At 57.1% G+C, this 25,460-nt stretch carries 23 protein-coding genes, 10 tRNA genes and 1 pseudogene; 26 read left to right on the plus strand and 8 right to left on the minus strand.

Going from position 1 to position 25,460, the window contains the following annotated elements:
- The first annotated feature begins 445 nt into the window (after positions 1–445).
- The 21 genes from BN4575_RS06735 (at position 446) to BN4575_RS06835 (ending at position 10,328) form a co-directional block, all read left to right on the plus strand.
- The gene (locus BN4575_RS06735) at positions 446–2,002 is read left to right on the plus strand and encodes a cytochrome ubiquinol oxidase subunit I (protein ID WP_042019496.1); all 1,557 of its coding nucleotides are present in this window, start codon (positions 446–448) and stop codon (positions 2,000–2,002) included.
- Between the two features lie 11 nt (positions 2,003–2,013).
- Complete coding sequence (cydB, locus tag BN4575_RS06740; protein ID WP_068977639.1) at positions 2,014–3,150, plus strand: cytochrome d ubiquinol oxidase subunit II; 1,137 nt, start codon at positions 2,014–2,016, stop codon at positions 3,148–3,150.
- A gap of 14 nt (positions 3,151–3,164) precedes the next feature.
- Entirely contained in the window at positions 3,165–3,281 is a 117-nt protein-coding gene (gene cydX / locus BN4575_RS06745; RefSeq protein ID WP_042019500.1) for a cytochrome bd-I oxidase subunit CydX, read from the plus strand.
- Entirely contained in the window at positions 3,268–3,579 is a 312-nt protein-coding gene (locus tag BN4575_RS06750; protein WP_042019501.1) for a cyd operon YbgE family protein, read from the plus strand. The genes cydX and BN4575_RS06750 overlap by 14 nt, the downstream gene beginning before the upstream one ends.
- Before the next feature lie 105 nt (positions 3,580–3,684).
- Positions 3,685–4,092, plus strand: a complete 408-nt coding sequence (gene ybgC / locus BN4575_RS06755; RefSeq protein WP_042019502.1) for a tol-pal system-associated acyl-CoA thioesterase — start codon at positions 3,685–3,687, stop codon at positions 4,090–4,092.
- 1 nt (position 4,093) lies between these two features.
- Positions 4,094–4,774: a protein TolQ gene (gene tolQ, locus BN4575_RS06760; protein WP_213391088.1), complete on the plus strand. Its 681-nt coding sequence runs from the start codon at positions 4,094–4,096 to the stop codon at positions 4,772–4,774.
- Complete coding sequence (gene tolR, locus BN4575_RS06765) at positions 4,774–5,220, plus strand: protein TolR (protein WP_042019505.1); 447 nt, start codon at positions 4,774–4,776, stop codon at positions 5,218–5,220. Before tolQ ends, tolR begins: the two co-directional genes overlap by 1 nt.
- A 5-nt stretch (positions 5,221–5,225) precedes the next feature.
- Positions 5,226–6,359 carry a cell envelope integrity protein TolA gene (gene tolA, locus BN4575_RS06770; protein ID WP_068977640.1) on the plus strand — a complete coding sequence of 378 codons (1,134 nt, stop codon included), beginning with the start codon at positions 5,226–5,228 and terminating at the stop codon, positions 6,357–6,359.
- A 94-nt stretch (positions 6,360–6,453) separates the two neighbouring features.
- Positions 6,454–7,779 (plus strand): Tol-Pal system beta propeller repeat protein TolB, encoded by a 1,326-nt coding sequence (gene tolB / locus BN4575_RS06775; RefSeq protein ID WP_042019508.1) that lies wholly within the window; start codon positions 6,454–6,456, stop codon positions 7,777–7,779.
- A gap of 49 nt (positions 7,780–7,828) precedes the next feature.
- Positions 7,829–8,353 carry a peptidoglycan-associated lipoprotein Pal gene (gene pal, locus BN4575_RS06780; protein ID WP_042019509.1) on the plus strand — a complete coding sequence of 175 codons (525 nt, stop codon included), beginning with the start codon at positions 7,829–7,831 and terminating at the stop codon, positions 8,351–8,353.
- 12 nt (positions 8,354–8,365) lie between these two features.
- The gene (gene ybgF / locus BN4575_RS06785) at positions 8,366–9,166 is read left to right on the plus strand and encodes a tol-pal system protein YbgF (RefSeq protein ID WP_068977641.1); all 801 of its coding nucleotides are present in this window, start codon (positions 8,366–8,368) and stop codon (positions 9,164–9,166) included.
- 174 nt (positions 9,167–9,340) lie between these two features.
- Positions 9,341–9,416: transfer RNA gene (locus BN4575_RS06790), tRNA-Lys, on the plus strand.
- 31 nt (positions 9,417–9,447) lie between these two features.
- Positions 9,448–9,523 (plus strand) — tRNA-Val (locus BN4575_RS06795).
- A gap of 37 nt (positions 9,524–9,560) precedes the next feature.
- Positions 9,561–9,636: transfer RNA gene (locus tag BN4575_RS06800), tRNA-Lys, on the plus strand.
- Between the two features lie 16 nt (positions 9,637–9,652).
- Positions 9,653–9,728, plus strand: a tRNA-Val gene (locus BN4575_RS06805).
- 23 nt (positions 9,729–9,751) lie between these two features.
- Positions 9,752–9,827: transfer RNA gene (locus BN4575_RS06810), tRNA-Lys, on the plus strand.
- A gap of 17 nt (positions 9,828–9,844) precedes the next feature.
- Positions 9,845–9,920 (plus strand) — tRNA-Val (locus BN4575_RS06815).
- Positions 9,921–9,955: 35 nt separating this feature from the next.
- A tRNA-Lys gene (locus BN4575_RS06820) sits at positions 9,956–10,031 on the plus strand.
- Positions 10,032–10,048: 17 nt separating this feature from the next.
- Positions 10,049–10,124 (plus strand) — tRNA-Val (locus BN4575_RS06825).
- 35 nt (positions 10,125–10,159) lie between these two features.
- Positions 10,160–10,235: transfer RNA gene (locus tag BN4575_RS06830), tRNA-Lys, on the plus strand.
- Positions 10,236–10,252: 17 nt separating this feature from the next.
- Positions 10,253–10,328, plus strand: a tRNA-Val gene (locus tag BN4575_RS06835).
- A gap of 345 nt (positions 10,329–10,673) precedes the next feature.
- On the opposite strand, the gene BN4575_RS06840 is transcribed toward BN4575_RS06835, so the two are convergent.
- A complete protein-coding gene (locus BN4575_RS06840) occupies positions 10,674–11,987 on the minus strand; it encodes a sodium-dependent transporter (protein WP_068977642.1) in 1,314 nt (437 codons plus the stop codon).
- A gap of 430 nt (positions 11,988–12,417) precedes the next feature.
- Here BN4575_RS06840 and BN4575_RS06845 point away from each other — a divergent pair.
- Positions 12,418–13,084, plus strand: a pseudogene (locus BN4575_RS06845) (substrate-binding periplasmic protein).
- Between the two features lie 3 nt (positions 13,085–13,087).
- On the opposite strand, the gene BN4575_RS06850 reads toward BN4575_RS06845, so the two are convergent.
- Both BN4575_RS06850 and BN4575_RS06855 read right to left on the minus strand, forming a co-directional pair.
- Entirely contained in the window at positions 13,088–14,401 is a 1,314-nt protein-coding gene (locus BN4575_RS06850) for a sodium-dependent transporter (RefSeq protein WP_068977643.1), read from the minus strand.
- 218 nt (positions 14,402–14,619) lie between these two features.
- Positions 14,620–15,459 (minus strand): isopenicillin N synthase family dioxygenase, encoded by an 840-nt coding sequence (locus tag BN4575_RS06855; protein ID WP_068977644.1) that lies wholly within the window; start codon positions 15,457–15,459, stop codon positions 14,620–14,622.
- Positions 15,460–15,666: 207 nt separating this feature from the next.
- On the opposite strand from BN4575_RS06855, the gene BN4575_RS06860 reads away from it, so the two are divergent.
- The gene (locus tag BN4575_RS06860) at positions 15,667–16,230 is read left to right on the plus strand and encodes a DUF2799 domain-containing protein (protein ID WP_042023479.1); all 564 of its coding nucleotides are present in this window, start codon (positions 15,667–15,669) and stop codon (positions 16,228–16,230) included.
- A gap of 51 nt (positions 16,231–16,281) precedes the next feature.
- Here BN4575_RS06860 and BN4575_RS06865 read toward each other — a convergent pair whose 3' ends face one another.
- The gene (locus BN4575_RS06865; protein ID WP_068977645.1) at positions 16,282–17,100 is read right to left on the minus strand and encodes a Cof-type HAD-IIB family hydrolase; all 819 of its coding nucleotides are present in this window, start codon (positions 17,098–17,100) and stop codon (positions 16,282–16,284) included.
- A gap of 499 nt (positions 17,101–17,599) precedes the next feature.
- Between BN4575_RS06865 and BN4575_RS06870 the strand changes: the two genes are divergently transcribed.
- Positions 17,600–18,076: an Lrp/AsnC family transcriptional regulator gene (locus tag BN4575_RS06870; protein ID WP_068977646.1), complete on the plus strand. Its 477-nt coding sequence runs from the start codon at positions 17,600–17,602 to the stop codon at positions 18,074–18,076.
- A 169-nt stretch (positions 18,077–18,245) separates the two neighbouring features.
- Here BN4575_RS06870 and BN4575_RS06875 read toward each other — a convergent pair whose 3' ends face one another.
- Positions 18,246–18,563, minus strand: a complete 318-nt coding sequence (locus BN4575_RS06875; protein WP_068977647.1) for a hypothetical protein — start codon at positions 18,561–18,563, stop codon at positions 18,246–18,248.
- A gap of 324 nt (positions 18,564–18,887) precedes the next feature.
- Here BN4575_RS06875 and BN4575_RS06880 point away from each other — a divergent pair, with 324 nt between their 5' ends.
- On the plus strand, positions 18,888–19,352 hold the full coding sequence (locus BN4575_RS06880) for a nucleotide triphosphate diphosphatase NUDT15 (protein ID WP_068977648.1): 465 nt from the start codon (positions 18,888–18,890) through the stop codon (positions 19,350–19,352).
- A 63-nt stretch (positions 19,353–19,415) separates the two neighbouring features.
- Complete coding sequence (gene chrA / locus BN4575_RS06885) at positions 19,416–20,570, plus strand: chromate efflux transporter (protein WP_068977649.1); 1,155 nt, start codon at positions 19,416–19,418, stop codon at positions 20,568–20,570.
- A gap of 73 nt (positions 20,571–20,643) precedes the next feature.
- On the opposite strand, the gene msrB is transcribed toward chrA, so the two are convergent.
- The 3 genes from msrB to glgB all read right to left on the minus strand — a co-directional run bounded on the left by msrB (position 20,644) and on the right by glgB (position 25,432).
- Positions 20,644–21,030, minus strand: coding sequence for a peptide-methionine (R)-S-oxide reductase MsrB (gene msrB, locus BN4575_RS06890; protein ID WP_042023490.1), 387 nt, complete (start codon positions 21,028–21,030; stop codon positions 20,644–20,646).
- Positions 21,031–21,098: 68 nt separating this feature from the next.
- Positions 21,099–23,255, minus strand: coding sequence for a glycogen debranching protein GlgX (glgX, locus tag BN4575_RS06895; RefSeq protein ID WP_068977650.1), 2,157 nt, complete (start codon positions 23,253–23,255; stop codon positions 21,099–21,101).
- Positions 23,255–25,432, minus strand: coding sequence for a 1,4-alpha-glucan branching protein GlgB (glgB, locus tag BN4575_RS06900; protein WP_068977651.1), 2,178 nt, complete (start codon positions 25,430–25,432; stop codon positions 23,255–23,257). The genes glgX and glgB overlap by 1 nt, the downstream gene beginning before the upstream one ends.
- Positions 25,433–25,460: the final 28 nt, after the last annotated feature.

Genomic DNA, 25,460 nt, shown 5'->3' on the forward strand with positions numbered 1-25,460 from the left:
CCTGACCCGGATAACATGGAAAAAGGAGCCTTATCCACGCTTTTCAAATTAAACGGGGTGGTGGGATGTTAAATTCTTAAATTGATTTAAATCAATGTTTTACGCTTTGTCATGTTTTGTGATCTGGCTCGCGTCAATAATCGTGAAATAGATTAAAAATGCCTTTCAAAGCCATGTATGGCGGGCCCTTTTACATTGATTTCAATCAAATAAAGGTGATATAAAACCACCGTCATCATGGGCGAGAATCAATTCAAGCTTATTGTTTTGAAAATGTTAAACATTAGTTTCTTTTGTTCTCATGTATTGCCTTGTTGTTAATATTGGTCGTTATTGAAGGGGCTTTGTTGTGGTGTCTCACAACGGGATTTGTTCGATAACCACCAGCGGAAGCTTTGTTCTTAAAACTTAAAATAGCCGTGCCAATAATCGGTGAGGAAACATCATGATTGCTGAGCATGTGGTAGACCTATCGCGGTTTCAATTCGCTGCGACGGCTCTTTATCACTTTTTGTTTGTACCCCTGACGCTGGGAATGGCCTTCCTTCTGGCGATCATGGAATCTGTCTATGTGATGACCAACAACACTATCTACCGGGACATGACCAAGTTCTGGGGTAAGTTGTTTGGTATCAACTTCGCCTTGGGGGTAACCACAGGCCTGGCCATGGAGTTCCAGTTCGGGACGAACTGGGCGTATTACTCCCATTATGTCGGCGATATCTTCGGGGCCCCGTTGGCTATCGAAGGGCTGATGGCCTTCTTCCTGGAGTCCACCTTCGTCGGTATGTTCTTCTTTGGTTGGGATCGTCTGAGCAAGCATCAGCATCTGGCGGCCACCTGGTTGATGGCGCTGGGTACCAACCTCTCCGCCCTCTGGATCCTGGTTGCTAACGGCTGGATGCAAAACCCGGTCGGTGCCGAGTTCAACTTCGAATCCATGCGGATGGAGATGATGAGCTTCGCGGACGTGGTGTTTAACCCGGTGGCGCAGGTCAAGTTTGTCCACACTGTCGCGGCGGGTTACACCTGCGGTGCCATGTTTGTACTGGGCATCTCCTCCTACTACCTGCTGAAAGGCCGTGATGTGGCGTTTGCCCGTCGCTCCTTCGCCATTGCTGCTGCGTTTGGTATGGCTTCTATCGTGTCAGTGCTGATCCTCGGTGACGAATCCGGTTACGAGACCGGTGAAGTACAGAAGGTGAAACTGGCTGCTATCGAAGCTGAGTGGGAAACTGAACCCGCTCCGGCCGCGTTTACCCTGTTCGGTATTCCGAATCAGGAAGAGATGCGCACCGACTACGCCATCAAGATCCCCTATGCGCTGGGCATTATCGCGACCCGTTCACTGGACGGTCAGGTAACCGGTCTGAAGGATCTGAAGAGCGAGCACGAACTGCGCGTGCGCAACGGTATGACCGCTTACGATCTGCTGACTCAGCTGCAAGCCGGTGACAAGTCTGACGACACCCGCGCCCGCTTTGATGAAGTGAAGCAGGATCTGGGCTACGGTCTGCTGCTCAAGCGCTACACCAGCAATGTGACCGATGCCACTGACGAGCAGATCAAGGCCGCCGTGGATGACTCCATCCCGCAGGTACTGCCGCTGTTCTTTGCCTTCCGCATCATGGTGGCTACCGGCATGTTGATGCTGGTGCTGATTGGCCTGGCCTTCTGGGACAGTGCGCGCCATCGTATCGGTGAGCGCAAGTGGTTGCTCAAAGGGCTGTTGTGGGGTATCCCGCTGCCGTGGATCGCCATCGAAGCGGGTTGGTTCGTGGCCGAGTATGGCCGTCAACCCTGGACTATCGCGGAAGTGTTGCCGACCTCGCTGTCAGTGTCCAACTTGCCTGCTGCTGAAATCTGGTTCTCTCTGATCGGTATCTGCCTGTTCTATACCGTGCTGTTGGTTATCGAGATGTATCTGATGTTCAAGTATGCCCGTCTCGGCCCAAGCAGCCTGAAGACTGGCAAATATCACTTTGAACAGATCAAGGCATAAGGGGAGTGACCATGTTTGATTATGAAACGCTACGTGTCATTTGGTGGGTTCTGGTCGGCGTATTGCTGATCGGCTTTGCCATCACTGACGGCTTCGACATGGGGGTAGGCACACTGCTCCCGTTTGTCGGCAAAAAAGATGTCGAGCGCCGGGTGATGCTTAACACCATGGGCCCCCATTGGGAGGGCAACCAGGTATGGCTGGTCACCGCCGGTGGTGCCCTGTTTGCTGCCTGGCCAATGGTGTACGCCGCGACATTTTCCGGTTTCTATATCGCGATGATCCTGACTCTGATGGCGCTGTTTTTGCGTCCGGTTGGATTCAAGTATCGTTCTCTGCGTGCAGATGCCAAATGGCGTAGTAACTGGGACTGGGCACTGTTTGCTGGCAGCACGGTTCCCCCCATCGTGTTTGGTGTGGCGTTTGGTAACCTGCTGCAAGGCGTACCGTTCGAGTTCAATCAGTTCATGATGTTGACCTATCACGGCAACTTCTTTGGCCTGCTTAACCCGTTCGGCATTCTGGCTGGTCTGGTTAGTCTGTTCATGCTGGTGACCCAGGGCGCGACCTGGCTGATGATGAAGACTGACGGTGAGGTGCTGGCGCGTTCCCGTACCGCAGCGACGATCTGCGCTCTGGTCACTCTGGTGCTGTTTGCTGCCGCCGGTTGGTGGGTAAGTGGCATGGATGGTTATGTCATCGTCAAGGCTGCCGCCCACGATGCTGTCTCCAACCCGATGAACAAGGAAGTGGTGGTGCAGGCCGGTGCCTGGATGAACAACTACAGCCTCTATCCCTGGATGATTGCTGCGCCTGTGCTGGGTCTGGCCATGAGCCTGCTGACCGCGCTGTTTGCCAGAATGAACATCGGCTGGCTGGCCTTTACCAGCTCCTCGCTGGCGATTACTGGTGTGATCCTCACTGCCGGTTTCTCCATGTTCCCATTCTTGATGCCCTCAAGCCTTGAGCCGTCACTGAGTCTGACCATGTGGGATGCTACCGCCTCTTTCAACACCTTGAAGGTGATGACGGTGGCCGCAGCGATCTTCGTACCGATTGTGCTGGCTTATACCATCTGGACTTACATCAAGATGTTTGGCCGGGTGACCAGCAAGCATATTGAAGACAACCAACAATCGCTCTACTAAGAAGGAGACCTGATATGTGGTATTTCACCTGGATCCTGGGTCTGCTGCTGGCCTGCGCATTTGGCATCATCAATGCGCTGTGGCTGGAACACACCGAGAACATGGATCGCCAGATCGATGACAATAAATGATCGACTCGCCAGGCTGGCAGCTCCACTGGAGCGCCAGCCATGGCAGGGGTTGATGTTACTCGCGGCGGCCTTGTTGGCCGTCGCTATTTTACAGGCCCCCAACCTGATCGCTGCCAATACCAGTGAACATGGCTATTGGCTGGCTCCCTTGCTGATGTGGGCTGTCTGTTGTGGCCTGCTCAACGGGCTTGGCTTTCATCTGAAAAGTCTGCCCGGGCGGGTGCTATTCAACCCCTGGCTTGCCTGGCCCAGTTTGTTGTATGGCCTCTGGCTGACACATTCATATTTCCTTTCATAAAAAACGGGGGGAGGCAGGATTTCCCTGCTTCCCCCTGCTTCTTTCCTATTCAGCCCTGCGCTATGATAGCCCCCCATCTGACTGTCGAATGGATCACAGATTGTTATGGGGGAAGTCTTTGAGTTTCCGGTACGTGTCTACTACGAGGACACCGATGCCGGGGGCATCGTCTACAACGCCAATTATCTCAAGTTTATGGAACGTGCTCGCACCGAGTTTCTTCGTGCCAAAGGGGTCGAACAGGACCTCTTGCTGCAGGAGGGACACGCGTTTGTGGTGAGTCGAACCGAGATCGATTTCCGCTCGGCGGCCCGTTTTAATGAACTACTGAATGTAATAACGCAAGTGATTGAAGTGAAACGCGCATCCCTGCGTTTTTCACAGCAGATCCTGGCGGCTGATGGGCGACTGGTCACTCAGGCCATGGTACAGATAGCCTGTGTCAGTCATCCGCAAATGAAACCCGTTGCAATACCTGAAAAAATCAAGGGAGTGCTGTTAAGTGCACGCTGAAATTTCGTTTATTGGCCTGTTTTGGCAAGCCAGTCTGTTGGTAAAGCTGGTCATGATGACCCTGATGAGTATGTCAATTGTCTCATGGGCATTGATCATCCAGCGTTCCAAAGTGATCAAGGCCGCCCATCTTGCCTCGGAGCAGTTTGAAGACAGATTCTGGTCTGGTGTCGATCTCAATCGCCTCTATCAGGAGTCCTCTTCCCGCCGTGATGATATTGAAGGCATGGAAGATATTTTCTACTCCGGCTTCAAGGAGTATGCCCGCTTGCTCAAGGCTGGTGCCCGGGGTCAGGATGCGGTGATGGACGGTACTTATCGTGCCATGCGCGTCTCTCTCTCCCGTGCGGTGGATGAGCTGGAATCCAACCTGCCGGTATTGGCGACCATTGGTTCAATCAGCCCCTACATCGGCCTGTTTGGTACCGTCTGGGGGATCATGAACGCCTTTATCGCCCTGGGTCAGGTCCAGCAAGCCACCCTGCAAATGGTGGCCCCCGGTATCGCAGAAGCATTGATCGCCACCGCCATGGGTCTGTTCGCCGCTATTCCTGCAGTTATTTTCTATAACCGCTTTACCAACAAGGTAGAAAAGCTGGAGAACGCCTACGCCAACTTTATGGACGAGTTCACCACCATTTTGAACCGCCAAATTGCACAGCAGCAGCAGGGTGATCAGTAATGCAAACCTATCAGCGGATCCGGCGCAAGAAGGTGTGCGAGATCAACGTGGTTCCTTATATCGACGTCATGCTGGTGCTGCTCATCATCTTTATGGCGGTCACGCCAGTGATCACCCAGGGGGTCAAGGTTGACTTGCCACAGGCAGAGTCCGAGCAGTTGCCGGAAGATGCCAAACCGCCCTTCATTGTTAGCGTGAACACCGAAGGTGAATACGTCATCAAGGCTGGTGAAGCAGACGACGAGCCGGTACCGGCAGGAACGCCCGAGGCAATGCAGCAATACATCACTGAAAAAGCCATGGGCTATCTGGCGATCAATCAGAATGCCCCTGTAGTGGTCGCCGGTGACAAGGCGGTGCGCTACGAAGAGGTGATCCTGTTGATGGTGGCGCTCAAGAATGCCGGCGTGCCTCAGGTTGGCCTGATGACAGATCCGGTGAACTAACGGAGATGGATGTGAAGCGTGGTATTTCCGGTTATCTCATCGCATCGCTGCTGCTGCATCTGATCATTGGCATCATTTTGCTGGTTGGGGTCGATTTCAGTAAACCGAAGCGGCCCGAATCGAAGGGCCAGATAGTCAATGCCGTCATGCTCGATGAAAACTTTCTTAACGAGCAGGCCAAGCAGATCCAGCAGCAAAAGTCTCAGCCCAAGCCCCAGAAGGTAGAGAAAGAGAAGGATAAGGAAGACACGGATCTCGCCAAACGTGAGCTGGCCCAGAAACAGGAGCAGCTGCGCATCGCCGAGACCAAACGCAAGCAAGCCGAAGAGGCGACTCGCAAGGCCGAAGCCGAGAAGCAGAAGAAAGTCGCTGAGCAGAAGCAAGCGGAAGAGAAGACCCAGAAAGCCGAGGAAGCGCGCAAGCTGGAAGAGCAGAAAACCAAGAAGGCGGAAGCCGAGCGCAAAGCAGCCGAAGCCGAGAGCAAGGCGCTGGCGCTGAAGAAGAAAAAGGAACAAGAGAAGAAAGAGGCTGAAGAGAAAGCCAAGGCGGCAGAGGCCAAGGCCAAAAAAGCCGAGGCTGACAAGCAGGCCAAGGCCGACGCCGAGAAGAAAGCCAAGGCGGAAGCTGAGAAAAAAGCCAAAGCTGATGCCGAGAAAAAGGCCAAGGCTGAGGCTGACAAGAAGGCAAAAGCTGACGCAGAGAAGAAAGCCAAGGCGGAGGCCGACAAGCAGGCCAAAATCGCGGCAGAGCGCAAGCGTAAAGCGGCCGAACAAGCCAAGCTGCAAAAAGAGATGGAAGATATGATGCAGCAGCAACTGTCCGCTGAGGCCAATGCCCGCAGCCAGGCAGCATCTGCTGCCTCGCAGGGTGAGGTTGACAAGTATGCGGCTCTCATCAAGGCCACCGTTGAGCGGTATATGATTTTGGATCCCACCATGCGGGGCAAAACCTGTACTATCGGCGTACGTCTTGCGAGCACTGGCTTTGTCATATCGGTAGATAACGGCCAGGGTGACCCGGCGGTCTGTCGTTCCGGTAAGGCGGCTGTCCTGAAAGCCAATCAACTGCCTGTGCCCAAGGATCCTGCGGCATTTGAGATATTGAAGGAATTTAATCTCAAGTTAGAACCGAATATCTAAGCGTGATAAAACGGGGTTGTTTACAGTGGTTGGCAGCATCTCGCTGAGAAAGGAATTTAACCTCTCATTTTTATTGGAACCGAGTATTTAAGCCATGATCAGAAAAGTATTTTTTGCTTTGGTTGGCTGTTTGTTGCTGGGCCAGAGCGCCCAGGCGGCCCTGGACATCGTCATCACCGGCGGTATTGATAGCGCACGTCCCATCGCGGTTGCGCCCTTCAAATGGGAAGGTAATGGACAACTGCCGCAGGATATTGCGGAAGTGGTCTCCAACGACCTGATGCGCAGTGGCAAATTCAAGCCGCTGGCCCGTGGCCAGATGCCACAGACCCCGAGCAGCAGTGGCGAGATCAACTTCGCGCCATGGGCTTCCCAAGGGGTTGAAGCCGTGGTGGTCGGTTCCATCTCTGCAGTAGGTGACGGCACGTACAAGATCAACTTTGAGCTGGTCGATGTGCTGAAAGGCCAACTGGCCAAGGCACAAGGTGGCGAAAGTAACGGCTACATCCTGGATAGCCGCATGGCGACTATTCCGGGCGCCCAGATGCGCCAGTTTGCCCACCGCATCTCCGATATCGTCTATGAGCGTTTGACCGGTGAGCGTGGTGCCTTCCTGACCCGTTTGGCTTACGTTTCTGTGCAGCAGGGAACCCAGTTCCCCTATCAGCTGCGGATCTCCGACTACGACGGCTACAACGAGAAGACCCTGCTGCGCTCCCGCGAGCCGCTGATGTCGCCTTCCTGGTCGCCGGATGGTAGCAAGCTGGCTTATGTCAGCTTTGAGAACCAGAAGTCCGAAATCTATGTGCAGGATATCTACAACCAGCAGCGCAGTCTGATCACCAGTTTCCGTGGTATCAACGGGGCGCCGGAGTGGTCGCCAGATGGTCGTCGTCTGGCTATCGTTCTCTCCAAAGATGGTTCGCCGAACCTCTATGTGGTTGATGTCGCTAGCAAGCAACTGACCCGGGTTACAACCAGCCGTGTGATCGACACCGAACCCTCCTGGTTGCCGGACGGGCAAAATTTGTTGTTCACCTCTGAACGTGGTGGCAAACCCCAGATTTATAGCGTAAATTTGGCGACTGGTATGACTCGCCGGATGACTTGGGAAGGTGAATCCAACCAGGGTGCATCCATTACTCCTGATGGCAAAATCATGGTGATGGTGACCCGTGTTCAGGGGCAATACCGTATTGCCCGTCAGGACATGGAAAATAATGCCCAGTTGGTCCTGACTCAGAGCGCGCTTGACGAGTCCCCAAGTGTGGCTCCCAATGGCAGCATGATCATTTATGCCACCATCTATCAGGGTCGTAAGAGTTTGGCATTGGTATCGACTGATGGTCGCTTCAAGGCTGTGCTTCCGACCAGTAGCGGTGAAATACGTGCACCAGCTTGGTCGCCCTTCTTGAATTGATAAAAATCCAATTGTTTTTTGTTTTGTTATAAAGGTTTAAGGAAAAAGCATGCAACTCAATAAACTGCTCAAGGGTTTGGCCATCGCACTGCCACTGTTCACCCTGGCCGCTTGTAGCTCCTCTTCTGATTCTGACGCTGCTGGCGCCGAGTCAGGTATGACCGACGGCATGGGCGGTGTACAAACCGGCGGCGCAAACGGTATGTTGTCCCCGGAAGAGCAGATGCGTCAGAAGTTCGAAGCGCTGCAACGCGATAACGTCATCTACTTCCCGTTTGACGGCTACGACATTCAGGGTCAGTACGCTGATCTGCTGGATGCCCACGCCAGCTACCTGCGCGAGCGTCCAAGCGTCAAGGTGCTGATCGAAGGTCACGCCGACGAGCGCGGTACCCCTGAGTACAACATCGCCCTGGGCGAGCGTCGTGCCAAGGCTGTTGCCAAGTATCTGCAAACCCTGGGTGTGCAGGCTGAGCAGCTCTCTATCGTCAGCTATGGCGAAGAGAAGCCGCTGGATATGACCCACACCGAGGATGCCTTTGCCAAAAACCGCCGTGCGGTTCTGGTTTACTAAGGTTTGATCCGAATGAATTTTGTGTATAAGCAAGCGGCCATTTCGATGGCCGTTTTATTTGTTGTCGCGGCCCATGCTGCGGCGCCGGTCAGCGATTTGAGTGGTGGCAACAGTGCTGCTGTCTATGGCAGTAATGCTGGCGCCATTGTGCCCACCGGGAGCCTGGACGATCGGGTTGCCCTGCTGGAGCGCACCCTCAACGCTCGTCTGCGGCTGCAGGCTGAATTGCAGCAACAGGTCGACTCCCTGCAAGGGGAGGTCTCCGAGCTGCGTGGTCAGCTGGAGCAGCAGACCTACCAGATGGAACAGTCGCAAGAGCGTCAGCGTCAGCTCTATCAGGAGCTCGACAAGGTTGCGACCAGTCAGCAGGCTGCCCCCGCAGCAACTGCCCCGGCAACCCCCGCCACACCGGCAGCTACAGCCAATTACTCAACCAATCAGGATGAGAATCAGGCCTATGATGCGGCGGTCAATATGGTGCTCAAAGAGAAAAACTACGACAAGGCCATTCCGGCTTTTCAGGGTTTTATCAAGCAGTACCCCGATTCGGGTTATGTGCCCAATGCGCACTACTGGCTCGGCCAGTTGTTGTTCAACAAAGGTGACCGAACTGCAGCTGCGGCCCAGTTCTCGACCGTGGCTAACAAATACAGCAAGTCTCCCAAGCGTGCCGATGCGTTGTTGAAGCTGGGTATGCTGGCGCAGCTTGATGGCAAGAAGGCAGAAGCAAAATCCTTCTATGAGCAGGTGATCAAGGGCTATCCCAACACCTCGCCGGCCCAGCTGGCCAAACAGAGTCTGGCCAAGCTGTAACATTGCCGTATGTCACTGTTTTCGTAACGGTACTGTAAAAACGGCCTGCAGGTGTACGCGCAGTGAGCAAACGGATTTAAATTACGAATTTTCTGTTGCACCGTGAGTTTAAATCCGTATTATAGGCCGCCGTCAGGGCCGAAGCAGTAATGCAGTCGGAACTGGTCGTGGTGAGGGTCGTTAGCTCAGTCGGTAGAGCAGTTGACTTTTAATCAATTGGTCGCTGGTTCGAATCCAGCACGACCCACCATTTTCTCCATTCGGTGGAGACAGAATTCCCAGGTCGTTTAGCTCAGCTGGGAGAGCACCTCCCTTACAAGGAGGGGGTCACTGGTTCGATCCCAGTAACGACCACCATATTTGTAGTAAAAAGCGTAAGTAAAATGATTTAGATGGGTCGTTAGCTCAGTCGGTAGAGCAGTTGACTTTTAATCAATTGGTCGCTGGTTCGAATCCAGCACGACCCACCATCATTTCAGAATCCCAGGTCGTTTAGCTCAGCTGGGAGAGCACCTCCCTTACAAGGAGGGGGTCACTGGTTCGATCCCAGTAACGACCACCAGTTTGTAAAAAAATGATTTAGATGGGTCGTTAGCTCAGTCGGTAGAGCAGTTGACTTTTAATCAATTGGTCGCAGGTTCGAATCCCGCACGACCCACCATCATTTCAAGAATCCCAGGTCGTTTAGCTCAGCTGGGAGAGCACCTCCCTTACAAGGAGGGGGTCACTGGTTCGATCCCAGTAACGACCACCATATTTGTAGTAAAAAGTTTAAAAAATGATTTAGATGGGTCGTTAGCTCAGTCGGTAGAGCAGTTGACTTTTAATCAATTGGTCGCAGGTTCGAATCCCGCACGACCCACCATCATTTCAAGAATCCCAGGTCGTTTAGCTCAGCTGGGAGAGCACCTCCCTTACAAGGAGGGGGTCACTGGTTCGATCCCAGTAACGACCACCATATTTGTAGTAAAAAGTTTAAAAAATGATTTAGATGGGTCGTTAGCTCAGTCGGTAGAGCAGTTGACTTTTAATCAATTGGTCGCAGGTTCGAATCCCGCACGACCCACCATCATTTCAAGAATCCCAGGTCGTTTAGCTCAGCTGGGAGAGCACCTCCCTTACAAGGAGGGGGTCACTGGTTCGATCCCAGTAACGACCACCATATTTGTAGTAAAAAGCGTAAGAAAAAGCTGAAATCTGTAGCAATGTTTCAGAGAAAAATCCCCACTCAGATGGGGATTTTTTTTGCCTGAAATTCAGTCCCCAAGCATATCCCGCTGTTGCCATGACGAGCTGATCTCCACCTATCATCGTGCCACACTACCACACTGCCACACTGCCACACTGCCACACTGCCACACAGCACCTCTTCTATTCTGCTCTTCCCTAGTTTCCCTACCTTACCCGACGACCGCCCATTGCAGTCCTATCCATCGTTATGTTTCCCATTCGGACGCCAGCAATAAAAAGGGCAGGCCAAGGCCTGCCCGCAAGGGTGCGCAAGGCGTTACATGATCCCGCGGATCAGGATCCCGCTGATCAGCAGCGGCGCCACCACCCGCCAGCACCAGAGCAGCGCGAGGCGCAGGATAGGGGGCAGGCCCGCAGGCAATATGGCGTCACCCAGCCGCCAGCCCAGCAGCAGGGTCAGCACCAGGCCGAACAGCGGCATCATGAGGTTGGAGGTGAGGTAGTCGAGCAGCTCGAAGATGGTCTTGCCAAACAGGGTCAGCTCGCTCCATGGGCCGAACGACAGGCTCACCGGAATGCCGGACGCCATGATGAGCAGGGTCAGTACCCGACAGGCGCCACGGCGCGACCAGCCCCACTCCTCGGTGGTGAAGCGCACCAGATGCTCCAGCATGGAGATGGAGGAGGAGAGGGCGGCGACCAGCAGTAGCAGGAAGAAGACCACCCCCAGCCCCTGGCCGAACGGCAGATGGCTGAACACGGCGGGCATGGTCATAAAGGTGAGACCGGGACCCGCTGTGGGATCGATGCCGGTGGAGGCCAGCGCCGGGAAGATCATCAAGCCCGCCAGCACCGAGATGATGCTCGCCAGGGTGACCACCCAGACCCCGGAGCGCAGCACACCTTCGCTATTGGGCAGGTAGGCGCCATAGGTGGTGTGTACACCCAGCCCGATGGAGAGGGAGAAGAAGGCCAGCCCCAGCGCATCCAGCACGCTCTGGCCGGTCAGCATGGAGAAGTCCGGCAGCAGCAGTTGGCGCACGCCTGCCATGGCACCGGGCATGGAGAGGCCGACCCCCACCAATAACAGCATCATGATGAACAGTGCCGGCATCATCCAGCGCAGCGCTCGCTCCACCCCTTTTTGTATTCCCCCTTGCACAAACCACCAGGTCAGCCCGGCAAAGACCAGATGCGTGAGGATCGGCCACAAGGGATCGCTGACGTAACCGTTGAACAGGGTGGTCAGGGCGCTGCCCTCGCTCAGGTTGAGCTTGCCTGCCATCGCCAGTGCGGCATAGCCCACGGTCCAGCCACCGACCACGCTGTAGAAGCTGTAGATAAAGAAGCCACAGAGGATCCCCATATATCCCATCCAGCGCCAGTTTGGCCCCACCAGCTGGTGAAAGGCGCCCAGTACCCCGCGCTGACTGCGGCTACCGAGCAATGTCTCCCCCACCAACACGGCGACGCCGAGGGTGAAGCTGAACAGCAGAAACACCAGCAGGAAGGCGCCACCGCCATTGGTGGCGGTCACATAGGGAAACTTCCAGATGGCACCAAGGCCGATCGCGGTGCCTGCTGCGGCCAATACATGACCAAGACGGGAAGACCACTGAACCTGGCTCATACAACCTCCGGGTAACACAACATCGAAGCAATACTCCTGAGTAGCAATAAACGACAGACCATAAAAAAGGCCGCCCGAGGCGACCTTTGCAATGAACATTCAGAAAACTGTGCGTGCAAGGTCACCTCTCTTGCGAGCTAAAAAATCGACCAAACAGCACGAGGATGGCAGACATGAGGTGACAACCTGACTAATGAATGAGGAAACAGCCTAAACCATGGAAAGAATAATTGACACATAAAATAAAAAATTTTTTATGTGGGCAGCTATCACCACACTGTCTGTACGTACCACTCAATGGGGGAGCACCTCGCCGGGCGCATCTTTTCTACCTTGTGACTATTTACTGGGCGATACTCGACGTAGCTTCTTCTGGAACTTGTGGCCGCCACATGGCGTTGACGGGAACAACTATGAGACAGGATGTCATATGAGATGGGTGGTTCTGCTCTGGTGGCTGATCAGCCTGAGTGTGTCGGCGCAACCCGGATTAACCCTGCTGAGTCACGATTTACCCCCCTTTACCGAATACCGCGACGGCAAGCTCGACGGATTTGCTATTCGCTTGATTGATGAGGTGCAGGAGGAGCTTGGCACCCGCTATCCGGTGCGGATTTACCCGCTCAAGCGGGCATTGGCGATGGCGCGGGTTGAGCCCGGCTATGGGCTGTTCGTGGTACAGCGACTCCCGGAGCGGGAGTCCCATTTCAAATGGGTTGGCCCGCTCTTTATCAATCGGGTCTTTATCTATCAGGCGCCCGGGAGCAGTGCTGGGCAATGCGGATGATGTGCGGCTGACCCATGAGGGCTATACCAATCTGGTGCGCTACAAGACGGTTGGGGAGGCGATAGAGCGGCTGATGCTGGGCAAAATAGATGCTTTTCCGATGGCGGAAATGGTGATGGAGGCCACCCTCGACAAGATGGGGTTACCCCGAAGCAGCGTCGCCAGCATTGGCGTACTGCTCCATCAGGCCGGTCTCTATATCGTCTTCTCCAAGGGGACGGACGATGCCGAGATCATCCGCTGGCAGCATGCCCTGGATGCCGTCAGAGCCGCCCAGGGGCGGGCCGATGGGCCCACCCGTGAAGAGTAACCGTCACACCAGACCGCGCACCAGGATCCCGCCAATCAACAATGGGGCCAACCAGCGCCAGCAATTCATGATCAGATGATGCCAGTGGGCCGAGAGTCCTTCTGGCAACGCTTTGCGCCCCAGTTTCCAGCCCAGCAACAACGTCACCATCAGGCCGAACAGCGGCATCATCAGGTTGGAAGTGACAAAATCCAGCAGCTCGAAAATGGTTTTGCCAAACAGGGTGGCGTGTTGCAGCGGGCCAAACGACAGACTGACCGGAATACCGTTGAGCATCACCACCGCCGTGATGGCGCTGCAGGCCGTGCGGCGTGACCAGCCCCAGGTCTCGCACAGGAAGCACTGCAGGTGCTCCAGCAGGGAGATGGCCGAAGAGAGCGCAGCAAAGACCAGCAGGGCGAAGAACACCACCTCCAGGCCCTGACCAAAGGGCAGCAGCTGGAATACCGCCGGCATGGTCATAAAGGTGAGGCCGGGCCCGGCAGCCGGATCAATGCCGGTGGAGGCCAGTACCGGGAAAATCATCAGACCCGCCAGCACCGCCACCATGCTGGCCAGTAGCACCACCCAGAGGCTGGAGCGACCAACCCCTTCACTGGTCGGCAGATAGGCGCCGTAGGTGGTGTGAATGCCAAGACCGATGGAGAGGGAGAAGAAGGCCAGCCCCATGGCATCGAGCACGCCGGACATCCCCAGCTTGCTGAAATCGGGCATCAGGAAGTGGCGGACCCCCTCCATCGCATTGGGCAGGGTGAGGCCAAAGGCGACCAGCATCAGCATCATCAGGAACAGGGCAGGCATCATCCAGCGCAAGGTGCGCTCCACCCCTTTCTGGATCCCGCCTTGGACCACCATCCAGGTCAGTGCGGCAAACAGCAAGTGGGTGAGAATGGGCCAGAAATCACCGCTGACATAATCATTGAAACGTGCAGTAAGGACGGTGGCATCACCCTGATTGAGCTGGCCCGAGATAGCCATGCCGGTGTAGCCCAGGGTCCAGCCTCCCACCACGCTGTAGAAGCTGAAGATCATCAGGGTGCAGACCAGACCCATGACGCCGACCCAGCGCCACTGTTTGCCAAGCAACTCGGAGAAGGCGCCGACGACCCCGCGACGGCTGATGCTGCCGAGCAGAGTCTCCCCCATCAGCACCGCAACCCCCAGCGTGAAGCTGAACAACAGGAAGACCAGCAGGAAGGCGCCGCCGCCGTTAACGGCAGTGACGTAGGGGAATTTCCAGATTGCGCCGATACCGACTGCGGAACCGGCTGCGGCGAGGATGTAGCCGAGTCGGGATGACCATTGGGACTGCTTCATAAGAACTCCAATCGAGTGCCCCCTTTGGCATGGCAGGGGCAGAATGGCGCTCATGTTACGGGGGGCGCGGCGCAATCACTACGACGGTTATCAGACATAAATGCAATTTATTGGCACGATTCTCTAATTTAATTCTGTTTTTCGCCTAATCCTGCCACCAAATAAAAACCGGAGCGATATTGCTCCGGTTTGGTCTCTGACGAGTGCTCGTCTGCTGACTAGATCACTCCCAGCTCCCGCAGCCGTTCCATCAGGTAGCTGTGGGCGGTATGGCGCTCGGAGAGCACCACATCCGGCCGCGGATGGAGGAACAGCGGCAGCGAGATGCGCGACTTAGCGGCACTGCCCCCGGTCGGGTTGATGACGCGGTGGGTGGTGGAGGGGTAGTAGCCGCGAGAGGCCTCCTGCAGCATGTCACCGATGTTGATGATCAGGGTGCCAAAGTCGCACGGCACGTCCATCCACTCGCCATCAGAGCCCTTCACCTGCAAGCCTGGCTCGTTGGCGGCGGGCAGAATGGTGAGCAGGTTGATATCTTCGTGGGCGGCAGCGCGGATGGCGCCCGGCTCCTCGCTGCCATCGAACGGCGGGTAGTGCAGCACCCGCAGCAGGGTCTTCTGGCTCTCTTCGATCATCGAGGAGAGGGGGCAGCTGTAGTGAGCGGCGATGTCGCTCGGGGTGTACTGCTCGACCCAGCCCAGCAGCTCGGCGGCCAGGCCGTTGGCGAGGCGGTAGTACTCCATCGCCTGCTCTTTCAGCTCTTCCGGCATCTGGCCCCAGGGGTATAGGTGGAAGTACTCCTTGATGTCTTTCTGGCTATGGCCTTTGGCCACCTCGGACACCGACGGTGGGAAGTAGCCATCCTGAGTCTCGCGATTGAACAGGAAATCCTGCTTCTGCTCGCTCATGAAGAAGCGATACCAGTTGTCGTAGATGGACTGCACCAGCTCTTTCGGAATGGGGTGGTTGGTCAGCACGCCAAAGCCGGTGGTTCGCAGGGATTCGGTGAAGCGTTGGGCCGCATCGGGTGAGCGGTAATCGACGGTCAGAACTTTCATTGTTTTTGTTGCGCGCCAGTTAAAAGATGGCGCAGTTTACCTTTCACCTGATAACAAGGAAAGCGGGTTGGCCGCCCGGTCCGGCACGGCGGCCAATAGTGACAAATACATCAAAAAAATGGCCCCAAGCCGCGCGGGCGCGCATCCCTTGTTCTGGCCTTTTATCCTCTCTAGAATGCTGGTCACTATCTTGTCCGGAGTCTGTTCATGTCCCCCAAAATCCTGTTGCTGACCCTGCCGGTATTGCTGGCGGGATGCAGTGCCCTGTCAGAAGATGAGTGCCGCACCATGAGCTGGTACAACCTGGGTTATCAGGATGGATCCCAGGGTAAAACCCGTCTGGCGACCCGCGACTACGTTTCGTCTTGCAGCGAGTTTGGCCTCCGAGTGGACGAAGCCGAGTGGAAACGGGGCTATGACAAGGGGCTGGAGCTTTACTGCATTCCCGAGCTGGCCTACAGCAAGGGCAAGGAGGGGCAGGCCTATCTGGGGGTATGTCCCAACGATGCCAGCTTCCTCAAGCAGTATCAGCGCGGCTACGAAGAGTACAAGCTGGCAGCCCGCCTGCGGGAGATCAGTGATGAGCTGGAGCGTACCGAGCGGGATATCGATACGCTTGAACGCAGCATCCGCAACGAAACCAACACGGAACAGCGCGACTACTACCGCGCCAAGCGCGATCGTTCCATTCGCCACTACGAATCCCTGCGGCGGGAATACAACCGCCTGCGCTATCCGGATCGGGTGATCCAGTTTTCCTTCGGCGGTTAATCCCTCTCTTCATGGCCAGCCAGCGTGCTGGCCATGTTGCATCTTGTCTGATCAGGGCAGTACCCAGCGCTGCAACGCCAGTGCGATGCCATCCTCGTTGTGGTCGGCCGTGACCTGATGGGCATGGCGCTGGATCTGCGGGGCCGCATTGCCCATGGCGATCGCCAGCCCCACCTGTTCGAACATGCTGATGTCGTTGTTGTTGTCACCAAACGCCACCACCTGCTCCATCGCAATTCCTTCGCTGGCCGCCCACTGGGCCAGCCGGTTGCCCTTGCTGCAACCGGGCTGCACCAGCTCCACCGCATAGGGGGCCGCCCAGTCGCGGGTAAAGGGCATCTGCTCGACCACCTCGCCCATAAAGGTGTGCAGGCGTGCCGGATCCTGATTGAACAGCTCCAGCTTCCAGACCGGGTTATCGAGCCAGCCTGCCAGATCCTCGACCGGATGGAGGGCGATCTTGAGGTGGTCCGGCTGATGGGCTGCCCAGTGGCGGATGCGGGTGACATGCTCCTCGCAACCGATGTAGCCGATCCCGTCGCTCAGGTGAAACAGTGCCCCCATCTGCTGCGCTTCGACCGCGGTCAGCAGCTCGGTGAGCGGAGCGACCGCCAGCGGGTCGCCGCTGAGGATCCGGTTTTGCGCCGGATCATAGAGATAGGCACCGTTGCTACAGATGAGGGGGGTATCGAGGGCCAGCTCGTGGTGGAAGGGACGCGCCGTCATGTAGTGGCGTCCTGTGACCAGCAGCACCTTGATGCCGTGGGCGCGGGCCTGCGCCAGTGCCGCCCTGGTTGCCGACGAGATCTGGTGATCCCGGGTCAGCAGGGTGCCATCCATATCCAGCGCGATGGCCTTGTACTCACTCATAGCTCCTCCTGAGGGGCGAACGGTGCGAGGTGGAATCGGGGTTGAAGCCTGTGCAATGAGCAGCAGTCATCCATGTCGCCCTGATAGTCATCGACAGAGGGGATTAAAGTCCCAAAACTATCAATAGCATGCAAGCATTCTGCATCATGGTGCTGTGAGGTTGTGATCTGGCGCGGAGTTATGGCGAGTGCCTGGCAACCGCCAAAAACAACAAAGCAGGCGCCGGGATGCCTGCTTTGTTGCCTTCGGGGAGGGGGTTCTCTCGTTCCAGCCCGTCGTTGCCCGATAAGGTGAGACGGCTGATGGGGCTCTTGACCCGGTAAGGTCCTTCACCGCAGAGACCCGGTCAGGTATCTGCTTTGCCACCGGAAGATGTAACCATAGTATCCCTACCTCTGCGGTGAGTGGTTGCAAAGTAACCACTAATTTCGGTTGTTTTTGCAATAGTTCACCCTTAATCTAGGAAAAGTGGATTAGTCATTGCAACGAGGAAGGGTAAATGCTGAAACTTGATCGCATAGACAGACATATTCTCGAGCTGATGCAGGAGAATGGCCGCATCAGCAATCTGGAACTGGCCGAGCTGGTAGGGCTCTCGCCGTCCCCCTGCTCCCGCCGGGTCAAGGCGCTGGAGGATGCCGGTCTCATCGACACCCACGTTACCCTGCTCAACGCCCGCCAGCTTGGCCTCACCCTCACTGCTTACATTCACATCTCCATGGACAGACACACGCCGGAGCGGTTCGAAAGTTTCGATCGCGCCATCAAGGAGCTGCCCGAAGTGCTGGAGTGTGATCTCATCACCGGCAATGATGCCGACTACCAGCTCAAGGTGGTGGTACGCGACATGGAGCACTACCAGCACTTTCTGCTCGACAAGCTGACCCATATTTCGGGGGTGACCGGGGTGCGCTCCAGTTTTGTGCTGCGCCGTATCAAGCACAAGACCGCGCTGCCGCTCAACCATCTGGGTTGAGTCACTACGCGGGATGGCGGCTGGTCTGGTGCGTGATTGCGTAAGACCGCCGCCACCGAACCCGTCGGGTTGAGTCGTGCGCAAATAGCGCAAATAGAAAGAGGAGGCCAGTGGCCTCCTCTTTCTATTTGCTATATGTCGCGGTAACAGCGAGCCGTGGCAGATATGTTCAGACACTTACCTGGCTGATGTCTGCCACTTGCAGCAGCCAGCCAGCCTGCTCTTGCTGCGGTTCACCACTGACCCGCAGCCGCTCGCCGGTCGGCACCCACTGCCCTTCGGGCAGAGAGACCAGCAGGCTCTCGCTGCCGTTATCGAACAACCAGCGATCTTTACCTCGCGCTTCAATCAGATAACCTTCCATCTCCACTCTGGACTCGGCTTGCCAGGATGGCGCAACGGAATCACGGCTCTCGATGAAATCCCCCTGAACACCAAAACTGGCTAGCCCCCACAGAATGGAGAGCCCGACCAATGATGTCTGCATCTTGTCTCTCCTCTTTTTGGAACTGTAGGACCAGTATGGGAACAGAAAACTGAGCGCACCATGAATAAGGTGGCAAAGTGTTGGCGAGATCGCGAAAAAAACCAGCCAGCTCGAAGCTGATGTCATTTTATGGCGCATGGATCACACTTTTTGGCACGATTCTCCGCCGTTGGTTGAGTCCATAGCGTATTCACCTGTTGCACTAGGGATAGCCCACCCAGATTCGGGCAGCAGGGGTTGCATGCCAGTCACGGGCCGCTTGTTGTCGTTGTGTAGCCGGCCTAAGGTAGGTCGCTTTGATACCACTGTTGAGGAGCTTGTCTGATGTCCACTCTCTATCCCCGTGTCGGGGTCGGCGTTATTTTAACCAACGGGCAGGGGCTGGTGCTGCTTGGCAAACGCAAGGGGAGCCACGCCCCCTACTGGTCAATTCCTGGTGGCCATCTTGAACTGGGAGAAAGCTTCGAGTCGGCGGCGATCCGCGAGGTGGCCGAGGAGACGGGGCTTGAGATCCACGGGCCCGAGGTGGTGGCGGTGACCAACAATCTGGAGACCTGGCGCGAGAGCGGGCTGCACTATATCTCGGTCACTCTGCTGGCGCAGACCGATGGCGAGCCGCAACTGCTGGAGCCGGAAAAGTGCGAAGGCTGGATCTGGTGCGATCCGCAGGATCTTCCTCAGCCCCATTTCGATGCCAGTCGCCAATCGATCGCCTGCTGGCTGGCGGGACGCTGCTACTTGTCGAGTGATTTGCCAACGGTGTCGGCCGAATCAGCCGAATTGTCATAAAACGATCATTGGGCTGTCATATTATCCCCACTGGATATGTGATGAAGGGATGGGAGTGAGGTAATGGGACCGGTTTTTCTCCAGTTTTTGTGGCTCGGCTGTATCAGTTTTGGTGGCCCAGCCGCCCATATCGGCTACTTTCAGCGCACATTTGTCCAGCGGCTCGGCTGGCTGAGCCAGGCTGAGTTTGCCCGTCTGCTGGCGCTGTGCCAACTGCTGCCAGGGCCTGCCTCCAGCCAGCTCGGCTTTGCCATCGGGCGTCATCGCGCCGGTCTGAGCGGGGCGCTGGCGGCCTTTATCGGCTTCACGCTTCCCTCTTTCCTGCTGTTACTGGCTGCCGCGATCGGTATCGGCCAGTTGGGAGCCAATCTGTGGCTTGATGCGGCCCTGCACGGCCTCAAGCTGTTGGCGCTGATCGTGGTGGCCGATGCGGTGCTCACCATGAGCCGCCAATTCTGCGCCACACCACTGACGCAAGGGATCATGGTGGCGACCGCCGCGGCACTCTGGTGGCTGCCCGGCCTGTTGACCCAGTTGCTGGTGCTGGCGGGGGCCGCGCTGATCTGCGCTCGCTTGCTGGGTGGGGAGGGCGCGACGCACGCTGCCGTCGGGCAGCCAGGTCAGGCCATGGCTCGTCAGCCCCACTGGCCAACCCTGCTGCTGTTTGCTGCACTTTTGGTCGGGCTGCCGTTGTTCGGTGGCCCGATTGGCCAGCTGGTTGCCGACTTTTATCGGGCGGGAAGTCTGGTGTTTGGCGGTGGCCATGTGGTGTTGCCCCTGCTGCAGGAGAGTGTGGGCCATGGCATCAGCCAGCAGCAGTTTCTGACCGGCTACAGTCTGGCGCAGCTGGTGCCGGGCCCGATGTTTACCCTTGCTACTTATCTTGGTGCCCAGCTGTTACCGGCCACGCCGCTGATGGGCGCTTTGCTGGCGACCCTGGCGCTCTTTCTACCCGGCTTTCTGCTGCTGTGGGCCATGGGCCCCTGTTGGCAGCAGTGGCTGACCCAGCCCCGTCTGGCGGGAGCCGTCACTGGCATCAACGCCGCCGTTGTTGGCTTGCTGCTGGCGGCCCTTTATCAGCCGGTGTGGCAGAGCGCTGTGCTGGCGCCGACCGATCTGGCGTTGGCCTCCATCGGTTTCTATCTGTTGCGAGTGGTGAAATTGCCGGTGTTGGCACTGGCTGGTTTATTGGTGGGGGCAGCCATCTTGCTGGCGTGAGCGCCGGGGAAACCGGATAAAAAATGGCGCCTCCGTAATGGAGGCGCCGTTTTTATTGCGATGGGTCAGCCGTTCAGGCTTCGGGATCGAAATCCAGACTCAGGCTGTTGACGCAGTAGCGCTGGCCTGTCTCGGTTGGCCCGTCGGGGAAGACGTGACCGAGGTGGGAGCCGCACTGGCGGCAGGTGATCTCCACCCGCTTCATGCCGTGGCTGCTGTCTTCGATGTAGTTCACCGTCCCCTCGATGGCCTTGTCGAACGAGGGCCAGCCGCAGCCGGAATCAAACTTGGCATCCGAGTGAAACAGCACGCTCTTGCAACAGACGCAGAGGTAGTCACCGCTCTTGCGATTGTGGAGCAGAGCGCCGCTGTAGGGACGTTCGGTGCCCTTTTCCCAGCAAACGTGAAACTGCTCGGTACTCAGTTTGCTGCGCCACTGCTCCGGATTGTTACTGCTCATACCGACTCCTTGCCTTTCATAACGGCGTCCAGCATAGCGGCTCCGTAAAGCTGACTCCAGCATGCCTGTTATGCTTTGTCCGCATCTGTGATCGCTGTGGCAGGCTGGTCCGCACTGGATACAGGGATGAGTGCTGGCAGTGGTGGCTGGGCATCCACCGCCGTGCTGGCCAGCGCAACCCGCTCCAGCAGCTTGAGAGAGTGGGCGCGACCGACCGCCACCTGACGCTTGATGTCATCAGGCAGGAATGGCAGGCCATCGTTGGTCGCCGTGTCGATGGTCTGGATCCACTCCAGCCCTTCCCCCGGTGGCGGCAGGCGGAACTGGATATCGTAATCGCTGGCGTTGAACAGCACGTACCAGCGCTCGCCGATACAGTTGATCATGCCGATATCCATGGCAAATGCCTGCCCCATAGGGGCGTGCCAATCCTGATCGGTGAGCTGGTGGCCATCGGGGTGATACCAGTTGACCTGATGGCAGCTGGAGGACGCGCCGTTCCAGCTGTCATCGCTCAGTTGCAGGTTGGAGAAAACCCCCGATTCCGCCCGCAGCGCCATCATCTGCTGGGTGAAGGCGAACAGCCGCTCGTCTTCTGGCCGCCATTGCCAGTTGACCCAGCTGATCTGGTTGTCCTGACAGTAGGCGTTGTTGTTGCCGAGCTGGCTGCGGCCCATCTCGTCACCGGCCAGAAAATGGGGGGTTCCCTGAGAGAGCAGCAGGGTGGCGATCAAGTTGCGTTTTTGCTGCTGGCGCAGGCTGTTGACCCGCGGATCCAGGGTCGGCCCCTCCACCCCGTGGTTATGAGAGAGGTTGTTGCCGTGGCCATCCCGATTGTCTTCACCATTGGCCTGATTGTGGCGCTGGTTGTAGGAGACCAGATCTTCCAGAGTGAAGCCGTCGTGATAGCAGAGGTAGTTGACGCTGGTGTGGGGGGATCGCCAATTCTTCGGGAAGATATCCCGCGAGCCCACCAGACGGGTGGCAAAGTCCCCCATCTTGCCGGCATCACCCCGCCAGAAAGCGCGCACCGTATCGCGATAGCGGTCGTTGATCTCCTGCCACTGGCTTGGAAATTGCCCCAGCCGGTAGCCGAAGGGCCCGATGTCCCATGGCTCGGCAATGAGCTTGACCTGCGACAGTAGCGGATCGGCCATGATCGCCTTGAAGAAGGCCCCCATGGGATCGAACTCACCCGCTTCCCGCGCCAGCGTCACCGCCAGATCGAAACGGAAACCATCCACCTGCATCTCGGTCACCCAGTAACGCAAGGCATCTAGCACCAGCCTAAGGGTATTGGGGTGATCCAGATTGACGCTGTTGCCACAGCCGGTGACGTTGGCGTGACGGGTGTAGTCGGGGCCGTGAGGGCCCGCTTCGAAGGCGAAATAACCGGCGTTGTCGAATCCCTTGAACGACAAGGTGGGGCCATCGAAGCCCGAGGCGGCGGTGTGGTTGTAGACCACATCCAGAATCACCTCCAGCCCGGCCCGGTGCAGCTCGCGCACCATGGTTTTGAACTCGGTCACCGCCTCGTCCTGCTTGGTGCTGTAGCGCGGCTCGGGGGCGAAGAAGGCGATGGGGTTGTAGCCCCAGTAGTTGGTCAGCCCCAGGCGCTCCAACCGTGGTTCCGACATGAAGGCGGCCACCGGCATCAACTGTACCGAGGTGATACCGAGACTCTTCATGTGTTCGATCATCAGCGGATGACTGACGCCCAGATAGGTGCCCTGCAGCGCCTTGGGGACCCCTGGGTGCTGTTTGGTAAAGCCCTTGACGTGAGTCTCATAGAGGATGGTGCGAGCATGGCTGATGCGGGGTTTGCCGACACCCTGCCAGTCAAAGCTGTCATCCACCACCACTGACTTGGCAATCATAGCGGCACTGTCACCCTGATAGAGCTCGTCATCCCAGTAGGTCGGGCGGCTGAGCGCTTTGGCGTAAGGGTCGATCAGCAGCTTTTGCGGGTCGAACAGCATCCCCTCCTGGGGGATGCCATAAACCCGATAGCCGTAGCGCTGGCCAGCCTGCACACCGCGCACGTAGCCAAAGCGATACTGGCCACGGCGGCTGGGCAACTCCAGCCGCATCAGCTCCTGCTCCTGCTCGTCAAACAGGCAGAGTTCTACCTTGTCCGATTGGGGGGCCCAGACACAGAAGTGACAACCATCCTTATCAAGTTGAGTGCCCAGTGGGTGGCTCAACCCGGTTTCCATAACAAGCATCAAGACTCCTGTTTAATGAACAAGGTTGCCAGCGGCGGCAGATCCAGCACTATGCTGTGTGCCATCCCCTGCCAGGGGGTCGGCTCGGCAGCGAACACCAGACCCACATCATAGTTGCTGCCCCAGTAAAACTCGCTGTCGGTGTTGAGTACCACCCGATAGTAGCCAGCAGCCGGGACGCCGACCCGATATTCGAGACGGGGCACCGGGGTGAAGTTGGCCGCCACTACGATGGCCTGCTCGCCCTCTTTATCGGCCCGCAGCCAGGCAAAGATGCTGTTGTCGGCATCGTTGTGATCCAGCCAGCGGAAGCCGGTCTGCTCATAATCGGCCTGATACAAGGCAGGCTCATGACGGTAGAGGTGGTTAAGATCGCGGATCAACCGCTGCTGGCCACCGTGCTTGGGGAACTGCAGCAGGTGCCATGGCAGCTGGGCATCGTGGTTCCACTCGTTGCTTTGGGCGATTTCGGTGCCCATAAAGTTGAGTTTCTTGCCCGGGTGGGCATACATGAAGCCCATGTAAGCGCGCAAGTTGGCCGCTTGTTGCCATTCGTCGCCGGGCATCTTGTAAATCATTGAATGTTTGCCGTGCACCACCTCATCGTGAGAGAGCGACAGAATGAAGTTCTCGTCATAGTGGTACACCATGGAGAAGGTCATGTCGTTGTGGTGATAACGGCGGTGGATCGGCTCTTTCTGCATATAGGTAAGGGTGTCGTGCATCCAGCCCATATTCCACTTGAAGCCAAAACCGAGGCCGCCGAGGAAGGTGGGGCGGGAGACTCCGGCATAGGCGGTGGACTCTTCGGCGATGGTCATGGCGTGAGGATACTTGCTGTACACCTCTTCGTTGGTCCACTTGAGCAGGCTGACCGCTTCGTAGTTGTGGTTGCCACCATCGACGTTCGGCACCCACTCGCCCTCATTGCGCGAATAATCGAGATAGAGCATGGAGGCGACAGCGTCTACCCGCAGGCCATCGATGTGGAACTTGTCGAGCCAGAACAGGGCGCTCGCCACCAGAAACTGGCGGACATTGTTGCGGCCATAGTCATAGATGTAGGAGTTCCAGTCCGGGTGCCAGCCACGGCGCGGGTCTTCATATTCATAAAGTGGCGTGCCATCGAAGCGAGCCAGTCCGTGGGCATCGGAGGGGAAGTGGGCGGGCACCCAGTCGAGGATGACGCCGATACCAGCCTGGTGGCACTGGTCAACGAAGTACTTGAAGTCATCGGCGCTGCCATAGCGACTGGTGGGGGAGAACATGCCCACCGGCTGGTAGCCCCAGGAGCCGCTGAACGGGTGCTCGGAGATGGGCAGCAGCTCGATGTGGGTGTACTCCATCTCCTTGACGTAGGCCACCAGCTCTACCGCCAGCTCGCGCCAGCTCAGGCTGTCGCCATTGGGGTGGCGCTTCCAGGATCCGATGTGCAGCTCATAGATGGAGAGCGGCTGTTCCCGCTTGTCGTTGTGCTGGCTGGCAAGCCAGTCTGCATCCTGCCACTGATACTGCTGCTGGTCATAGACCACGGAAGCGAACGACGGGTACTGCTCGCAATAGAAACCGACCGGATCGCTCTTGTGCGGCAAGCGATGACCAGCAGGATCCTTGAGCTCGAACTTGTAGCGATCCCCTGCTTTCAGCCCCGGTACAAACAGCACCCAGTGACCGCAGAGGCTGCGTTGCATCGGGTGGCGACGGCCATCCCAGAAGTTGAAGTCGCCGATCAGGCTCACCGCAGTGGCGCTCGGCGCATAGACCGCAAAACGCACCCCTTCGACCTGTTGACCGAGATGCTCGACAGTGCGCAACTGGGCGCCAAGGGTGTGGTAGAGGTTTTCCGGTTGTGCGGTCAGTTCAGCAAGACCCGCCCAGGCAGCATCCTGAAATTGATAGGGGTCGATGACCTCGGTGGTGGCATCTTGGTAGCTGGCGAGCAGCTGATAAGGAAAGGGATTCTTGCGGCGGGTGAAAACAGTTTCAAAAAGGCCCGATTCATCGGAGGGTGCCAGAGTGGCAACAATTTTGCCTGATTTGAGATCCTTGATGCGGACTTCGAGGGCATCAGGCAACCAGGCGGTCAGTTTGAGGCCGGGCCCAGCCGGATTGGCCTGCAGGCCTAGATGAGAGAAGGGATCGGAACAGCGGGCAGCAACCAAACTTTCAACGAGCATCGAGATTTCCTTTCATGACAGAGCATCC

The organism is Aeromonas sp. EERV15, from assembly GCF_900079845.1.
In the GTDB taxonomy this organism is placed as follows: domain Bacteria; phylum Pseudomonadota; class Gammaproteobacteria; order Enterobacterales; family Aeromonadaceae; genus Aeromonas; species Aeromonas sobria.

Coding starts and splice junctions, on each gene's coding strand:
- cydX (WP_042019500.1), top strand. CDS start 3,165: ATGTGGTATTTCACCTGGATCCTGGGTCTGCTGCTGGCCTGCGCATTT.
- tolR (WP_042019505.1), top strand. CDS start 4,774: ATGCAAACCTATCAGCGGATCCGGCGCAAGAAGGTGTGCGAGATCAAC.
- pal (WP_042019509.1), top strand. CDS start 7,829: ATGCAACTCAATAAACTGCTCAAGGGTTTGGCCATCGCACTGCCACTG.
- glgX (WP_068977650.1), bottom strand. CDS start 23,255: ATGCTTGTTATGGAAACCGGGTTGAGCCACCCACTGGGCACTCAACTT.
- BN4575_RS06875 (WP_068977647.1), bottom strand. CDS start 18,563: ATGCAGACATCATTGGTCGGGCTCTCCATTCTGTGGGGGCTAGCCAGT.
- chrA (WP_068977649.1), top strand. CDS start 19,416: ATGGGACCGGTTTTTCTCCAGTTTTTGTGGCTCGGCTGTATCAGTTTT.
- BN4575_RS06840 (WP_068977642.1), bottom strand. CDS start 11,987: ATGAGCCAGGTTCAGTGGTCTTCCCGTCTTGGTCATGTATTGGCCGCA.
- BN4575_RS06880 (WP_068977648.1), top strand. CDS start 18,888: ATGTCCACTCTCTATCCCCGTGTCGGGGTCGGCGTTATTTTAACCAAC.
- ybgC (WP_042019502.1), top strand. CDS start 3,685: ATGGGGGAAGTCTTTGAGTTTCCGGTACGTGTCTACTACGAGGACACC.
- tolA (WP_068977640.1), top strand. CDS start 5,226: ATGGATGTGAAGCGTGGTATTTCCGGTTATCTCATCGCATCGCTGCTG.
- ybgF (WP_068977641.1), top strand. CDS start 8,366: ATGAATTTTGTGTATAAGCAAGCGGCCATTTCGATGGCCGTTTTATTT.
- msrB (WP_042023490.1), bottom strand. CDS start 21,030: ATGAGCAGTAACAATCCGGAGCAGTGGCGCAGCAAACTGAGTACCGAG.
- tolB (WP_042019508.1), top strand. CDS start 6,454: ATGATCAGAAAAGTATTTTTTGCTTTGGTTGGCTGTTTGTTGCTGGGC.
- BN4575_RS06870 (WP_068977646.1), top strand. CDS start 17,600: ATGCTGAAACTTGATCGCATAGACAGACATATTCTCGAGCTGATGCAG.
- BN4575_RS06735 (WP_042019496.1), top strand. CDS start 446: ATGATTGCTGAGCATGTGGTAGACCTATCGCGGTTTCAATTCGCTGCG.
- BN4575_RS06860 (WP_042023479.1), top strand. CDS start 15,667: ATGTCCCCCAAAATCCTGTTGCTGACCCTGCCGGTATTGCTGGCGGGA.
- BN4575_RS06850 (WP_068977643.1), bottom strand. CDS start 14,401: ATGAAGCAGTCCCAATGGTCATCCCGACTCGGCTACATCCTCGCCGCA.
- cydB (WP_068977639.1), top strand. CDS start 2,014: ATGTTTGATTATGAAACGCTACGTGTCATTTGGTGGGTTCTGGTCGGC.
- BN4575_RS06750 (WP_042019501.1), top strand. CDS start 3,268: ATGACAATAAATGATCGACTCGCCAGGCTGGCAGCTCCACTGGAGCGC.
- BN4575_RS06865 (WP_068977645.1), bottom strand. CDS start 17,100: ATGAGTGAGTACAAGGCCATCGCGCTGGATATGGATGGCACCCTGCTG.
- BN4575_RS06855 (WP_068977644.1), bottom strand. CDS start 15,459: ATGAAAGTTCTGACCGTCGATTACCGCTCACCCGATGCGGCCCAACGC.
- glgB (WP_068977651.1), bottom strand. CDS start 25,432: ATGCTCGTTGAAAGTTTGGTTGCTGCCCGCTGTTCCGATCCCTTCTCT.